The following is a 15618-nucleotide window of genomic DNA, read 5'->3' as shown; positions in this document are numbered from 1 at the left end:
ATTAAAAGATTAAGTGTAATAAGTAGTAAAATAACGCAGCTAATGAAGCTGAAATAGGAAGTGTAATAACCCAAGTAATTAACATGCGTTTTGCAGTTCCCCATTTTACACCTTTCACACGATGAGAAGCACCAACCCCTAAAATAGAAGAAGAGATAACGTGCGTTGTACTAACTGGCAAGTGAATGAATGTTGCACCGAAAATAACAAGTGATGATGATAAATCAGCAGCTACACCATTTACAGGACGAATTTTCATAATTTGTCCACCGACAGTTTTAATAATTTTCCATCCACCGACAGAAGTACCAAGACCCATTGCAATTGCACAAGATAATTGTACCCAGAACGGGATGTCGCTAGAAGTATGATAGTTATTGGCCATAAGAGCCATCGTAATGATTCCCATTGCTTTTTGTGCATCATTTGTACCATGTGTATAAGCTTGTAATGCTGCAGTGAAAATCTGGAATATACGGAAGTTTTTATTCGTTTTCGTTAAGTTAAAGTTTTTAAAGACCACTTTAAAAATACTGTATACGATATAACCAATAACAAAAGCGATAATCGGTGAAATGATTAAAGCTTCAAGAATTTTAATGAATCCTTTAAGGTTTAATGAACTAATACCAGCAGCAGCAATAGCTGCACCTGCGATTGAGCCAATAATTGCATGCGAAGAACTACTTGGGATACCGTAGTACCAAGTAATTAAGTTCCAAGCTATCGCCGCAAGTAAAGCAGCTAAAATTACAAGAGAACCATTTTGTAAAGCAAATGGGTCAACGATATCTTTTGTAATCGTTTTTGCTACACCTGTAAATGTCATTGCACCTAAAAAGTTCATAATAGCTGCCATAATAATTGCATGTCTAGGCTTTAGAGCTTTCGTTGAAACAGCCGTTGCAATAGCGTTTGCTGTATCGTGAAATCCATTGATAAAGTCAAAAGCTAAAGCGCAAATGACTACTAAAACGGTCAGTATCAAGAGTGTATCCATGATCAAACTCCTTACGCGTTCTTCATAATAATTGTTTCTAATACGTTTGCAACGCTTTGGCAGCTATCAGCTACTTCTTCAAGCTCTTCGTAAATCTCTTTGTATTGAATAATCTTAATCGGATCTTTTTCACGAGAGAATAAGTGTTTAATCGCATGACGACGAATATCATCGCATTGTGATTCGTAATCCTTAATCTTAATCGCGTTCGTACGAATGTCGACCAACTTCTTTTTAGACAGTAGTTCAACAGAGTTTGCAATTTCAATTGCACATTGATTAATTGCTTCTACGAATTTAATCATGTATTCATCAGCTTCTGTAATAGAATACATTTCGAACAGACCAGCACCGTGATCTAATCCGTCTAATACATCATCCATACTCATTGCAAGTTGTAGGATGTCCTCACGTTCAATAGGAGTAATAAACGCTTTGTTTAGCTCCATAATGATTTCGTGAATAAATGAGTCACCTTTTGACTCATATTCTTTCATGCGCATAGAAAACTCTTTTAAATCGCTAGCATTTTTAATTTTATACTCCACGAAAAATTGCGCGCCTTCTTTTAAATTTTCAGAAACATTCATTAACATTTCAGAAAATTTATCTTTTTTTGATTTAAAGACCATTATTAGTTACCCCCACAAAAGTAATATATGTAAAATATATTGGCTAGTCAATTCTAACAAAAAACTGTCGTTTTTTAAAACATTTTATCGAAAAGTTTACAAAAACTTAACATAACTCTCATTGTTGTATTAATAATATTAATAATCGATATTGAATATCTTACTTGTAGAATGTCCTTTTCTTGCAAAAAGTATGAATGTGAAAGAAAAGCTTTACACTATAGGAAGGACTACGTTATTATAATAAATTTAAAAGGAGGTATATTCTTCCTTTTGAAAAGAAGAGTGTAAACAAACGAAGGAAGTGAACGAATGAAATTGAAGAACACTCACTTTAAAAAAACGCTTGAGTGGTTCAATAAGAGGAAGAAACTACGCAATTCATTAATTGTATTGGGCAGTTTACTCGTTACTATATTTATTGCTATAAATATAATAATTTCCATTCAAGACATATCTGAATTAAAACAAGCTGTTCCGCAACCGACTTTAATTTATGATGCAAACAATGAAGTTGCGACTAAATTGGCTTCTTCTAAAACAGAAGGCGTAAAAAGGAAAGATATTCCTAACATTATGGTTCAGGCAATTGTTGCAGTAGAAGATAAGGAGTTTTTTAACCATCACGGTATTTACTATAGTGGAATTATAAGTGCGGTTTTTAAAAATATTACAGCAGGAGAAGTTGTAGCAGGGGGAAGTACAATTACACAACAACTTGCGAAAAATGTATTTTTGACACAAGACCGCACGTTCTCACGTAAAATAAAAGAATATTTTCTAACTAAAAAAATAGAACGTACTTATACAAAAGATGAAATTATTGAAATGTATATGAATCAAATTTATTTTGGTGAAGGGGCTTGGGGTATAAAAAGAGCAGCTAAATCTTATTTTGATAAAGATGTAAAAGATTTATCAATTTCAGAAGCTGCAACGATTGCGGGCTTGATTAAAGCGCCGTCTGCGTATTCGCCTTATAAAAACTTTAATAAATCAATTGAACGACGTAATGTCGTATTAAGTTTAATGAAAGAGCAAGGGTATATTTCTGAAGAACAGTACAATAAAGAAAAAGAGTCCGGTCTTGTATTAAAACGTGGTGTTGATGATAAATACAAAGGTAAATATTCCCAATATGTAGACTATATTGTTAGAGAAGCAATGGACAAGTACGAATTAACACAAAATGAGATTTTAGCAGGTGGTTATCGTATTTATACAGAGCTTGATTCGAAAAAACAACAGGCTGTAGAAGATGTTGTGAATAATGATAACTATTTTAAAGATAGTGGTTCAGATCAGCTCATGCAAACAGGAGTGGTCCTTGTGAATCCAAAAACTGGTGGTGTTCCAGCTTTAGTTGGAGGCAGAGGGCCGTATCAGTTTTTACAATTTAACCATGCTACTCAATTAAAAAGGCAACCAGGTTCAACGTTAAAGCCTCTTGCTGTATATGTACCAGCGTTAGAACAAGGGTATGAAGTATACGATATATTAAAAGATGAACCATTTAGTATTAAAGAATACGAACCGAAAAATAGTGATCTTACCTTCCATGGTAATGTGACAATGTATGAAGCGGTGGCAAAGTCGTATAATGTTTCAGCAGTTTGGCTGTTAGAACAAATAGGATTAGATAAAGGATTGAAATCTTTAGAGAGATTTGGTATTCCAATAGTGCCAGAAGATCGTACGTATCCGATTGCTTTAGGCGGAATGCATGTAGGTACATCTCCATTTGTAATGGCCCAAGCATATAGTACATTTGCAAATGATGGTGTTCAAGTGGAGGCTCATGCAATTAGAGAAATTCAAAACGCTGAAGGTGAAACGATTGGGAAATGGTATAAGAAAGAGACGCGGGTGACGAGTGAAAAAATTGCTCAAAAGATGACATATTTATTAAAAGGTGTTGTCGAAAAGGGAACAGGTGAAAAAGCGAAAGTTAATAATGTTGATACGGCGGGTAAGACAGGTACTACTCAAATTGTAAATGGTCCAAGCAATGGTGCAAAGGATTCATGGTTTGTTGGATATACGCCAGATTTAGTAGGTGCGATTTGGGTAGGATATGATAAAACAGATAGCGAGCATTATGTTCCAGGAGGGAGTCAAATTACGACGACGATGTTCCGGGATATCATGAAAAAAGCAAATGCAAATCCAGCTCAAAAAGCATTCCAGTTATCGCTAATACCAGAGGCTGACTACAAAAAACAATTGCAAACAATCGAAGAGGAAAAACGAAGAAAAGAAGAAGAGAAGAGAAGGAAAGAACAGGAACAACAAAGAAAACAAGAGCAGCAAGAGTGGTTTGATAAAGTGAAAGAGTGGATTCCATCACTTTGGTAAAAGAAGAAAGAGGCGAATAACGAAATCCGCCTCTTTTTCGTATGAAAAATAAAGTGAAACTTCAATCATTAAGGGATGTTTATTCACCGCTAATGATTAGCCCATACCAATTGGGAAATGATATTACTCGTTTAGTATAATGTTCGTACTGCCAGAGGATTGAGAATCATATGTGATAATGATTTTGCCTTTACTAATAGGTTCGTAAGGTAATTCTTCTTCATAACTACCATTATTTTCATTATGGATAGAAAGCGTGATTTCATCAATTTCTTTATTTATATACTGATCTTTAATCGTTTCAGCAATTTGAAGTAGCGTTTCGTAACTAGAAGCTTTCGTAATAAGCATTCCTTTTATAACCTTTTTTTCATTATTTGCTGCATTGGAATAAGGGATGTTACTTTGTTTTGTATACAAAAGCTTGTATGGAACTGTTTTTCTCTCTGCTTTTGATATAGTGGAATATTTTAGAGTTAAAAAAAATCCTACACATAAAATAATGCATACCATAAAAGCAACCCAGATGCGTATCAGTGACATAACTCTCATTTTCATCCCTCTTTCATATCTTTGACTTCACTATTTATCATACAAAATGAGGATTAAGATAGAGTAAATTTGAGGTAAAGAAACGTAAAGAAGGAGCACTTATCCTCCCAAATAAGTGCCCCGTTCTATATAAAAAGAGAAATTTAATTTACAGTCAAATGATGCATATTATTATAAATACGCTTATTTAGTGAAATTAGTAAATTCGGAAAACAGATAGTGTTGCTGTTGTATCACCTGTGTTAGGAATAGAAATAGTATTTGCTGTAGGTTGTACAGCGATTGTTGTACCAGTTTGTAAAGTAACGATTGTAGAGAAAGAAACAGCACTACTGATAACGTTAGTTGAAAAATTACGAGTAGGTGGTTGACCATTGAAGGAAATACCGAACCCAAACGGTGAAGAGCCTGGGAAAGTTGTAGACGCTGAGAAATTAATATCATATACGCCTGTTTCTAAAACTGTTAAAGTGTCTGAAGTGTCATTAAAAGTGATAGTATTTATTTCAAAAACTTGATTAAATTGGATGTTTGTTCCAGGAAATATAGTTTGTGCGTTGGAGTTTCCGATGGACGCGATAGTTACAGGAATTGGAGTACCCGCTGGACTGTCGCACCAGTAGCACCTTGAGCGCCCGCCGGTCCTTGGACACCAGTTAAGCCCCTTGAGTCCTACTATCACCTCCTCCAAGGCAATCTGATCCGTATTGAACTAGGAATAGTTTGGATCTCTGTTATGAGTTTAACTAATTTGTCGATAGTACAACAATCTACTTTAAATAACTTAGCAAGCTTTGTAGCTCAACGTACAATGCTCCGCATGAGAAAGGTGTTGTTCTTAAAATAGTTAATAGATTAGTGATAATAGAATTTCCGATTTGTTTTTGTGCCGGAGATAAATCTAAGCAATTGAGGAACTTTTGTAGATTATTTAGGGCATCAATTAGATTATCTATATTATTTTGAGAAGGGGTTTGAAAGACAGCTTGAATAGCTTGACCAAGTGCTTGAAGAAGTCTAACAAACTCTTTCAGTTCGGACTTAGAGATATTAATATGACTGCAAGCTCTTACTTCGCAACAATCATTACCATAAAATACTTTTCCTTTATTTATATTGTTTATCTTTTCATTCCTTTCTTTGATAGAATCAATAGTCGTTACTATATATTAAGATGAGATTTATACTAAATTCGTGATGGACAAACTACTATTTCTAAAAAAATAAGAAGTTTGCCTACCAAGCAAAAACAATTAAGTTATGGAGAAAGATTTATAGAAATTAAAGAAGATTAGTTCAACATAAAAAAGCATGTCAATTGTTGAGAGTATCTAACAATTGGCATGCGGTTTGTGGAGGAATACCTCATTTGTATTCATTCATTCTTTCATGGTTTGTTTTAGATAAAGTTGGAATAGAAATAGTGAAAGTTGTACCGGCTTGATTACTAGTCATTTTTAATGTGCCGTTATGATTTTGAATAATTTTCTTTGTTACTGATAGGCCCAGTCCTGTTCCTGAATCTTTTGTTGAGAAGAATGGATCAAAGATATATTCTTGAATAGCTGGAGGAATACCAGTTCCATTATCTGTGAAAGTAATCCGAACGAAGTTATCTAGGCGATAACTAGTGATTTGAATAGAAAGAGGTTTTTCACCTTGAGCATCAACGGCGTTTTGAAATAGGTTTAAAAACACTTGAACAAGTTCATGGCGATCAATATGGACTAAAATATCATCTAATTCATTAGAAAAATTATAATCAATTGAAATGTTATGCAAAAAGACCTCACTTGCTAGTAGCTGTTGAATATATTCACGTAAAAATGTATTAATGGGAAACGGTTCTCTTTTAAATTCGCGTGTTTTCGATATAGATAAAAATTTTGTAATAATACTATTTGCACGATCTAATTCAGGAATAAGTAAGTGTTTAAATAATTCTTTATTGGATGGAGATACACTCTCTTGTAAAAACTGTAAGTATCCCCGTACTGTTGTAAGTGGGTTGCGTACTTCATGTGCAATCCCGGCGGCAATTCGTCCTGCTAATGAAAATTTCTCTGCATCACGTTCTGTGTTTAAATAATGAAAAACGCTAATAACTCTAAAAATCTCTCCATTATAATCGCGAATAATTCGATTATTAATAATGCCATAGTTTTTGTCTAAAACCTCTTCATTATATATTTCGGTTCCTGTTTTTAAGGTTTCAATAGCTTTAATTTTTTCTTCAGGTAAGTTAAGTAATTGTTGAATTGGCTTTCCAATTATTTCGTTTCGTATTACAACAAAATCATCTGCAGCAGCTTGATTACATAATGTAATATTCCCCTTATTATCAATAAAGGTTACATGATGTGAAAAAGCATCAAAAATATGAACAAAGTGTTTTTCAAGTTGTTCAAATAAAAATAATGAATCGCAAGTAAGTTGAAAATCAGCTTCTTTATTCTCTTTTCGTATGTTTTGAATGGAATGATTTGTTCTTGTTTTCTTTATTTGCAAACCAATATGTGGATTTTTATATGTGAAATGATGCGGCAATTGATTCACAAGTTCTTCATAAAAACGTACTTTATTTTCTAGTTCTTCTATTCGTTTTTCATGAGATAAAATATCATCGGTTGGAAGCATAAATAAATAACCCCTCAATTTAAAAATTCTTCCATTTAGTATATCATATTTTTATACGGATACTCTTAAAGAAAGAGTTACTTAATGAATTTGATTGTCCAAGATGATTGGGAAATCAGTAGAATGAATATAAGATGAAAACTGAAAGGGAGGAATATGATTGTTTTTCATTGGAGTGACAGGGTGGGGAGATCATGATTCTTTATATATAGATCCCTATGAAAATAAAAATAAATTACGAACATACAGTGAACATTTTCCTATTGTCGAAGTGGATAGTTCATTTTATGCGATGCAACCGGCACGAAATTATACGAAATGGGCGATGGAAACACCGACAGACTTTTCTTTTGTCGTAAAAGCGTATCAAGGAATGACAGGGCATATGAAAGGAGAAACTCCTTTTTCTACGTTTGATGAGATGTTTGATGTGTATAAACAATCGATTCTTCCTTTAATAGAAGCGAATAAATTAAAAATAATTTTATTTCAATATCCACCATGGTTTGATTGCAAAAAGAAAAATGTAGATTTCCTTCGATATACGAAAGAGAAAATGGAAGGTTTACCGTGTGCGATAGAGTTTCGAAATCAAACATGGTTTTATCCAGAAATGAGAGATAAAACGCTACAATTTTTAGAGAAAGAAAAATGGATTCATACAATTTGTGATGAACCGCAAGCGGGAATTGGTTCGGTTCCACTCGTATTAGAGGCGACGGATTCGGATATAACATTAATCCGCTTTCATGGTCGAAACGTTCATGGCTGGCTGGATAAAGGGGAAAATTGGAGGGCGGTTCGCTGTTTATATCGCTACAACAATAAAGAATTAGAAGAATGGGTAGAACGACTAGAGCAACTAAAAAAGAAGACAAAGGACATATACGTATTATTTAATAATAATTCGGGCGGGGATGCAGCGGATAATGCGAAACAACTTATGAAAATGATGAACATTACATATGGTGAGCCAAAGCCTGAGCAATTAAATTTATTTGAACGATGATAAAACAAGAAAGGCACTGTACAAACAGGGGGAATGTACAGTGCCTTTCTATATGAAAAAGAGGGGTAACAATGTTACTGAGCGTTTGGTTGATTCATCAATTGTTGGCTTCATAATAAATGATAATGGTTATCATTATCATTGTCAATGGTTTTTCGGAAAATAAGTAAAATTTTTTTGTATTTTAAATAGCAATAAAAAAAGAACAGCATTAATGCTGTTCTTTTCCGTTAATAAATTGTTGTAAATCAAAAGGAGTTATTGCTTGGATAAATTCTTTTGAGATAAGTGTTTGAACGAGAGTGCTCTCAGAAATGCTAGCACCTGTTTTCTTTTCATAAGCTTGTTTTAATAAATCGAGTTTTTCAGCCGTTTCTTGCGGTAATTCAATTGTAAGTGTGTTCATAATTTCTCCCCCTTATTATTAGAGTACCACTACAATATAAGAGAGACAAGAAAAGAAAAGAGAATATGAAACATAAAAAAGGTTACCATTTTTTAAATGGTAACCTTTTTTATGTATAAGAGGTATTAAGCGATACCGATATACTTTAAAGTTTTTGATGGAGTACTATGATCAAAGAAGTGTTGTAAAAATGCAATGTCAACACCTGATTTGTATGCACAATAGCCCCAAGTTTTTCGAAGTGTATGTGAGCTAATCCCTTCTAATCCAACTTCTTTTGCAGCTTTGTTTAAAATGTACCATGCATGTTGTCTCGTAATAGATTTTGTTCCTTTTTGAGACTTTAATAATGGCTCATTGCGTTTCCAAGTTTTACGTTCTTTCATGTAGTCTTCGATTGCGTGCTGTAAGTCTTCATTTACAGCAAACCATTTATGTTTCTTTACTTTTTCATTGTAAAATAAAATGGAATGACGAACATTTTCGTTTTCATCGATGACATCGCTAACTTTTAATTGTAAGATTTCGCTTACTTTTAAGCCAGAATTTACGGCTAATACGAATAATAAGCCATCACGTTTCGAAGATTGTAAAAGTATATTTTTGATAGTTTCTAATTGTTTTTCACTTTGAATAGGTTGTCCTGCTTGTTTCATTTCACGCACTCTCCTCTTTTATATGTGTAAAGGAAAGGATTAACTTGTTTCTTACTATAAAGGGAGAGTGTGAATTTCATGTGAACTCCTAGTGAAATTAAGACAAATTATTTGACTTCTTTTACATTTGGTAAATTAAAATAGAATACAACGCTATTATTCGTATTATATACACCGTACTTGGCATGATGGAGATCTAAAATGTTTTTTACAATAGATAACCCGAGACCGGTACCACCAGTATGACGACTGCGTGATGCATCTAAACGATAGAAGCGATCCCAAATTTTTTCAAGACTTTCTTCTGGGATAGGATTTCCTGTATTCTCGATTTCGACTTTTACTGTATCTTCGGTTTCTATAATAGAGACTTGTATTCTTTCTCCATCGGGCGTATAGCGAATTGCATTGCTAAGTAAGTTCACAACTACTTGCTCAATACGACTACGATTCGCTTTAACAAATATAGAAGTGTCTGCATCGACGTCCACTTGTAACTGCTTTTCCTCCATGCTAAATAATAACTTTGTATGGACTTGCTGAATTAATTCACCGATTGAGAATGTTGTCATTTCTAGTTTGTACGTACCCGATTCTAGTTTTGCTAATTCTAACATTTCAACAATAAGTCTGTTCATATTTTCTGTTTCTTCTAAAATAACATCTGTATAATACGTTGTATCTTTACTAACACCATCTTGAATCCCTTCTGCGAAACTTCTAATTACACTAAGTGGTGTTTTTAATTCGTGGGATACACCAGAAATGAATTCTTTCCTCGTCTTCTCTAATTGACGTTCACGTTCAATATCTTGTTGTAATTTTGTATTGGCAACATTTAATCGATCAATTCTGTCTTTTAAGTTTACAGATAATGTATTGATACTGCCGGAAAGCCCGCCAATTTCATCGTCTGCTGTAACAGGTAGTTTCTCGCTAAAATCAAAATTAGCCATTTTCTTTGTAACGCGATTAATCTTAATTAATGGTTTCACAATAATTTTTGAATAGTAGAAGGATAATAAAATAATCACGAGAAACACAATGATTAAGGCATAGACATAATAATCTTTTAAAACGAGCATCGCTTCATTAACAGGTTGCAAAGATACTATCGCAAAGGCGTACTCTGTAATTTTTCCGTTTTCAATAATAGGTTTTACAAAGATACGATTTTTTAAGTTTTCGCCAGCATCTATGGGATATATGATTAGTTGATTTGAATTGAAAATCCCTTGTCTAATAGTGTTTGCAAAGGATTGAACAGCTTGTAATGTTTCAAAATCATTTGCAAGACGGACCTCAGCCTTGGAAGGAAGCTGTAATTTAGATATTACACCCTCAAAGTCCACCGTAGTAAATCCTTGTTGTTTATATCGGTTTGTAAGTCTGTTTTTAGATGGATTTTCACCAATTAATTGCATATCGGAAGTAATATTTCCATTGCTCCACTGATTATAATTTGTTTTTAATGCAATTGGTGTGATTATATTACCGTGTAAGAATCCAAAGACGGATATTATTCCATCTTTTTTTAAACCTAAATTTTCAAATTTATTATATTCTTCAGGTGTTAAAATATTGTTGAGTGGAATGGAATACGTTGTATCGTTAGGACCAATTACATCAATGTAGTAATTGGTGTCACTTTTAATAATGCCATTAGAATCTAAAAATTGCATTTCAGCATTTGTTTTATCATGAAATTCTTGTTTTAGTTTTCTAATTTCCTCATAACTTTTGCCGCTTTTTTCGTAATTATCTACGAATTTTTCAAAGGCAGTTTGAACGGTTTTTACTTTTTTATTAATATAAAATTTCTCTAAAAATAGAGACTGTCCTAGGAAAAAGAGGAGGAATATGATTGTAAATAATGTTGATGTTAATAAAAATAGTTTAAAGACGATACTTCTGTTTTTCACTGCTTCACCTCTTATGAGAAATACTGTAAATGATTTCACTTTATTATAACAAACGTGACAAGAAAGTAGAGGGAGAAATCTGTCTCTTTCTAAAGTAGTTTTTTATAAAAAGTCACATAAAAAGAACTCGACAGACGTATGACGAGTTCTTTAATGTATTATTGTTGAATTGCTGCATCTAAAGCGATTTCAATCATCTCGTTAAATGTAGTTTGACGTTCTTCAGATGTTGTTTCTTCACCAGTGAAGATGTGATCGCTTACTGTTAATACAGATAATGCATTTACACCATATTTCGCTGCTAATGTGTAAAGAGCAGTTGTTTCCATCTCTACTGCTAATACACCGTAATCTGCAAGTTTTTTAACCATGTCCATGCTTTCACGATAAAAAACATCTGCTGTTAAAACGTTACCAACACGAACGTGTAATCCTTTTTCAGTTCCTGCATCGTAAGCTTTCTTTAAAAGGTCAAAGTTTGCAGCTGGTGCAAAATCAAAACCTGGGAATGTTAAACGGTTCATATTCGAATCAGTACAAGCTGTCATTGCAATAATAACGTCACGTACTTTTACGTCCTTTTGAATTGCACCGCAAGTCCCAACACGAATTAAATTTTTAACTCCGTAGCTTTGGATTAGTTCGTTTACATAAATAGAAATAGAAGGAACACCCATACCTGTACCTTGAACAGATACACGTTTTCCTTTATAAGTTCCAGTGAAACCTAACATACCACGCACGTTATTATAGCAAGTAACGTCCTCTAGAAATGTTTCAGCGATATATTTTGCGCGTAATGGATCACCAGGTAATAGAATAGATTCAGCGATTTCGCCTTGTTTTGCTTCAATATGTACACTCATGAAAAGTCCTCCTTATAATGTATTGATAGAAATCAATATCATTTGCATTATACACTACGAATCCGTTCAATTAAAATCTTTTTAATTATTTGTAATATGTGCAAAAGAGGAGGATTTCATAAATCATAATCTAGAATATATATGAAAGAAGTTTTGTATAAACAGAGACAATAAAAATGGTAGGTGATTTTTTGAAAAATCTTGTCATTGGACTTGTAGCTTTGGTACTTATTGTGGCGGGAGGATTTTACATAAAAAAATATCAGGAATCCGTAGAGACGGTAGGAGATGTTCAAGAAGTAAAATGGGATGTATCAAATGGAAAAGGAAATGATAAAGTAGATATTTTGTTTCAATTACTAAATAAAAAGAATAATGAGGTTCGTGGTGTAAATGATCAAATTCGGGCAGTTATTGTAGATGAACAGTTAAAACATATACAACAAATTAAACCTACATTTGCAGGGAATGGATCATATAAGTTATCTTCCAAAATAGCGAAAGATGAAGCGTATACAATATTTTTATATGAAGACAAAAATAAGTCAGTAGAATCATTCGCGAAGACAGATTTTGGGAGAGAAAAAGAAGAAAAAAATAAGAAGAAGGTGAACCTGCCAGTCGATAGTGTACTTACAAAAAAAATTGGAGAGCATGAAGTTTCTCTTTTATTCGGTGCATTACATCCAAATGAGCCGGTGACGTTAACATTTCAGTTTCAAGCAAAAAAGGGTGAAAAATTGAAATTACATTCAGAGAGAGGAGAAGAGGAAACTCTTTATATCGTAGATGAAACGAGGAAAAACTTTTTATACGCTATGCCTGTTGATACGGATGAGCAATTACAGTATCGTATTACATTTCCTGCCCAGGGCACGTATAAACTGTGGGGAACTTTTTATATAAATGGTAAGAAATATGAGAAGGATTTTATCGTACAAGTTCAAAAAAGAAAAAACAGCTAAATTTTTAGCTGTTTTTTCTTTTTCCTATTAGTTTTGTTACAGAGAGCATCGTAATTGGTAAAGAATGATTCTTCCTAAATGCTAAATATTTACCGCTCCATGCTGGTTTGTATTTCTCTTTAAAATGTCGTAATCCGCTGAAACTATACGTATAACGAACGTTATTAAAGATTGCAGCAGCAACTCTTTCAGACCAAAATGATTGTGTTGATAACCCAACATTGGAAAGTGGCGCCATACCAATATTAAAGGAGTGATATTCATTTTCTTTTGCCCATTGGAATAAGTGAATGAAAATTGCGTCCATAATTCCACTAGGTGCATCTGGATAATAGCGCATTAAATCAACAGACAATGATCCGTTTTGATATACGGGCATAAAGGTTGTGAATGCGATAATCTTTCCATCCGCATCAGATAATGTAGCGATAGGAGCACGGCTAATATATTCACGATCGAAGTATCCAAGTGAAAAACCTTTCTCTTTTTTTCCACCGAGCCATGCATCAGAAACTTTCCGTAACTCTTCGAATAATTCGTCTGAGAATGGCGGCTGATGAATAGAGAATGTATAGCCTTCTCTTTCAAAACGATTGAAAGTCGCTCGCATACCAGCGCGTTTCTTTCCTGTTATTGTAAATGTATTTAAATCAACGACAGCTTCTTCACCAAGTTTAAAGAAGTTATAACCAAAATCATGATATAAACTCATCCATTTACTTTCGATTTGATAAAATACACAAATGTATCCAAATCGATCAGCTTCAGCTAAAAACTCTTGCAACACATTACGATAGGAGGAAGGGTCACCAATTGGATCACCTAATACAACAAGACGTTTTCCAGTTATGGAGAAGAGAAGGAGCGCTTTCCCATCACTGCTAAAGAAGAATTGTTTATCTCCTAAATAACCTAAATGACTAAGTACATTTCCACCGTGTTCATCTAAGAAGTTTTGTAACCTTTTATCATTTGCTGGTTGCCCGGGAAATTCATTTCGATAACGATTGGCAATGAGTGAGCCAATTAGTAAAAAAGTAGGAACGAAAAAGGCAGCTGCTAATGCACTTCGTTTCACTTGGGTAATATTACGAACGACGAAATCAGGTTTAAAAGCTTCTTTTGCACCTGCAAATAAAATACCTAAGTTTTTATATAAATATAACGTTACAAGTAAGAATATAAAAACTTTTACGATATCAGAAAGTGAGATTTCCATTTTCTCGCGTACGAATCTTTTACGAAGCATATATAATACAGCGAGTACGATTAACAAAATAAATGTTTCTTCAATATCAATTCCTTTTAGCGTATTAAAGATAGCCGCTCCAATTAAAGAAATAATTGTCATATAATAAGAACGTTTTGTTCCGTAATATATTCCCCTTGAAAGGATTAGAAGGAGAATACCGAATGTTAGCGATAAGCTAAAAGAAAACTGAATCAGATGCTTTGGAGCTAAAATATGTAAGGCGTGTGCCCGGTTTATACTTGTTGGTAAAATAGTCGATAAAATAACCATTAAGCCAGCAAATACTGTTAAAGCAGCAGATGCCCATGAACCTAATTTCCCTAGAAAGTCACGCTGCAAAGTCCATATAACGCCAGTGGTTTCTAATGCAGGCGCAATAAAAGGTTTATCTTCAAACTTTTTAATGGCCACTCCTGTCATTTCGAAAGCCGCAAAAATGAGACCAAGGCAGAATGGTAAAATGTAATAGACGAGGCGATATAGTAACATAGCAGGCAGTAAAACACCTGTATCAATGCCGTATTGTCCTAGTCCAGTTAAGAAGACAAGGTCAAATGAACCAAGCCCACCAGGGACAAGACTAACGACGCCAGCTAAGGCAGCAATTACATATACACCTAAAAACTTTTGAAAGTCAACTTCAATTCCAAACAGTATTAAAATGACGTACATAACGATACCAGCAGATACCCATTCGACTAATGAAACTAATGAGTATAAAACAGTTGGATTTTTCTCTTCCTCTTCTTGTCCTTCGGTTTGCGTTGTTTTTCTATTTTTAAGTTTAGAAAAGCCGATGTATATAGGGACGAAAAGGGCAAAGAAGATAAGGACAGGCCATAACCACGGTTTTTCATGCAAAATAAATCTTGTGTCTAATATTCCGATAAGACCGAGGAATGAAAGTATGGCTAATCCGTTAATAAAGGCAGTCGTCATCCAGGCAATACTTTTAATAAGCTTGCCATTTTCTTTTATGTATGGACGATAAAGCATTGTTCGTACACCAGCTCCAACGAGGCCACCAAATCCAATAAAACCATTTAAAGTATTCGCAATCCATGAGATACGGAAAATCTTTTGGACAGGTATATCAGCTTTTAAGTAACGAAGCATAACATAATCATAAAAGAACATCGTTGATACAGCGAATGCACCAAGTGTAATTGCTAAAAAGACTCCTCCAGTTGGAATGTTTTTAATTGTATCAATCGCTTCTAAAAAAGAAATGCCCGCTAATTCTTTTTTTGCTTGAAAGAATACAACTGTTAATACAACAAATGGGAAGATAATTTTCCCGATTTGTAAGAAACGTTTCCATGAAAACGACATAAATACAACTCTCCTTGTATAAGAAAACTGAGAC

The 15618-nt window shown here is 33.8% G+C and carries 12 protein-coding genes and 1 pseudogene; 3 read left to right on the top strand and 10 right to left on the bottom strand.

The genetic code is table 11. The features are described from left to right. Nucleotide 1: 1 nt before the first annotated feature. Entirely contained in the window at nt 2-1000 is a 999-nt protein-coding gene (locus tag JDS95_RS07555) for an inorganic phosphate transporter (protein WP_000380277.1), read from the bottom strand. Nucleotides 1001-1011: 11 nt separating this feature from the next. Then, nucleotides 1012-1632: a DUF47 domain-containing protein gene (locus tag JDS95_RS07550; protein WP_000231444.1), complete on the bottom strand. Its 621-nt coding sequence runs from the start codon at nt 1630-1632 to the stop codon at nt 1012-1014. A 312-nt stretch (nt 1633-1944) separates the two neighbouring features. Between JDS95_RS07550 and JDS95_RS07545 the strand changes: the two genes are divergently transcribed. Further along, nucleotides 1945-3987, top strand: a complete 2043-nt coding sequence (locus tag JDS95_RS07545; protein WP_085449985.1) for a transglycosylase domain-containing protein — start codon at nt 1945-1947, stop codon at nt 3985-3987. A 123-nt stretch (nt 3988-4110) separates the two neighbouring features. On the opposite strand, the gene JDS95_RS07540 is transcribed toward JDS95_RS07545, so the two are convergent. From JDS95_RS07540 to JDS95_RS07530, 3 genes and pseudogenes are all read right to left on the bottom strand, one after another. Next, nucleotides 4111-4539, bottom strand: coding sequence for a hypothetical protein (locus JDS95_RS07540; protein WP_001265580.1), 429 nt, complete (start codon nt 4537-4539; stop codon nt 4111-4113). Nucleotides 4540-4735: 196 nt separating this feature from the next. Beyond that, nucleotides 4736-5663: pseudogene (locus JDS95_RS07535) on the bottom strand (Gly-Xaa-Xaa repeat protein). A gap of 241 nt (nt 5664-5904) precedes the next feature. After that, nucleotides 5905-7176, bottom strand: coding sequence for a PAS domain-containing sensor histidine kinase (locus tag JDS95_RS07530; RefSeq protein ID WP_000938021.1), 1272 nt, complete (start codon nt 7174-7176; stop codon nt 5905-5907). Between the two features lie 160 nt (nt 7177-7336). Here JDS95_RS07530 and JDS95_RS07525 point away from each other — a divergent pair, with 160 nt between their 5' ends. Beyond that, nucleotides 7337-8185 (top strand): DUF72 domain-containing protein, encoded by an 849-nt coding sequence (locus JDS95_RS07525; protein WP_000465099.1) that lies wholly within the window; start codon nt 7337-7339, stop codon nt 8183-8185. 211 nt (nt 8186-8396) lie between these two features. Here JDS95_RS07525 and JDS95_RS07520 read toward each other — a convergent pair whose 3' ends face one another. The 4 genes from JDS95_RS07520 to deoD form a co-directional block, all read right to left on the bottom strand. Continuing rightward, nucleotides 8397-8591: a DUF3924 domain-containing protein gene (locus JDS95_RS07520; protein WP_001094863.1), complete on the bottom strand. Its 195-nt coding sequence runs from the start codon at nt 8589-8591 to the stop codon at nt 8397-8399. A 125-nt stretch (nt 8592-8716) separates the two neighbouring features. Next, a complete protein-coding gene (locus tag JDS95_RS07515) occupies nt 8717-9247 on the bottom strand; it encodes a tyrosine-type recombinase/integrase (protein WP_000806240.1) in 531 nt (176 codons plus the stop codon). 107 nt (nt 9248-9354) lie between these two features. Beyond that, nucleotides 9355-11169, bottom strand: coding sequence for a sensor histidine kinase (locus JDS95_RS07510; RefSeq protein ID WP_000797525.1), 1815 nt, complete (start codon nt 11167-11169; stop codon nt 9355-9357). A gap of 158 nt (nt 11170-11327) precedes the next feature. Continuing rightward, nucleotides 11328-12035 carry a purine-nucleoside phosphorylase gene (gene deoD / locus JDS95_RS07505; RefSeq protein ID WP_000110704.1) on the bottom strand — a complete coding sequence of 236 codons (708 nt, stop codon included), beginning with the start codon at nt 12033-12035 and terminating at the stop codon, nt 11328-11330. 176 nt (nt 12036-12211) lie between these two features. Here deoD and JDS95_RS07500 point away from each other — a divergent pair, with 176 nt between their 5' ends. After that, entirely contained in the window at nt 12212-13000 is a 789-nt protein-coding gene (locus JDS95_RS07500; RefSeq protein WP_000232578.1) for a hypothetical protein, read from the top strand. Between the two features lie 4 nt (nt 13001-13004). Here JDS95_RS07500 and mprF read toward each other — a convergent pair whose 3' ends face one another. Next, nucleotides 13005-15584, bottom strand: coding sequence for a bifunctional lysylphosphatidylglycerol flippase/synthetase MprF (gene mprF, locus JDS95_RS07495; protein ID WP_000010879.1), 2580 nt, complete (start codon nt 15582-15584; stop codon nt 13005-13007). Nucleotides 15585-15618: the final 34 nt, after the last annotated feature.

Source organism: Bacillus cereus group sp. N24 (genome assembly GCF_016483345.1).
GTDB lineage: Bacteria > Bacillota > Bacilli > Bacillales > Bacillaceae_G > Bacillus_A > Bacillus_A toyonensis.
Note: the sequence above shows the minus strand (reverse complement) of the source record. Positions and strands in the feature narration are given on the sequence as shown.

Excerpts from the sequence above, each read along its gene's own strand:
- deoD (WP_000110704.1), bottom strand. The coding sequence starts at position 12,035 with ATGAGTGTACATATTGAAGCAAAACAAGGCGAAATCGCTGAATCTATT.
- mprF (WP_000010879.1), bottom strand. The coding sequence starts at position 15,584 with ATGTCGTTTTCATGGAAACGTTTCTTACAAATCGGGAAAATTATCTTC.
- JDS95_RS07550 (WP_000231444.1), bottom strand. The coding sequence starts at position 1,632 with ATGGTCTTTAAATCAAAAAAAGATAAATTTTCTGAAATGTTAATGAAT.
- JDS95_RS07540 (WP_001265580.1), bottom strand. The coding sequence starts at position 4,539 with ATGAGAGTTATGTCACTGATACGCATCTGGGTTGCTTTTATGGTATGC.
- JDS95_RS07545 (WP_085449985.1), top strand. The coding sequence starts at position 1,945 with ATGAAATTGAAGAACACTCACTTTAAAAAAACGCTTGAGTGGTTCAAT.
- JDS95_RS07520 (WP_001094863.1), bottom strand. The coding sequence starts at position 8,591 with ATGAACACACTTACAATTGAATTACCGCAAGAAACGGCTGAAAAACTC.
- JDS95_RS07515 (WP_000806240.1), bottom strand. The coding sequence starts at position 9,247 with ATGAAACAAGCAGGACAACCTATTCAAAGTGAAAAACAATTAGAAACT.
- JDS95_RS07555 (WP_000380277.1), bottom strand. The coding sequence starts at position 1,000 with ATGGATACACTCTTGATACTGACCGTTTTAGTAGTCATTTGCGCTTTA.
- JDS95_RS07500 (WP_000232578.1), top strand. The coding sequence starts at position 12,212 with ATGGTAGGTGATTTTTTGAAAAATCTTGTCATTGGACTTGTAGCTTTG.
- JDS95_RS07530 (WP_000938021.1), bottom strand. The coding sequence starts at position 7,176 with ATGCTTCCAACCGATGATATTTTATCTCATGAAAAACGAATAGAAGAA.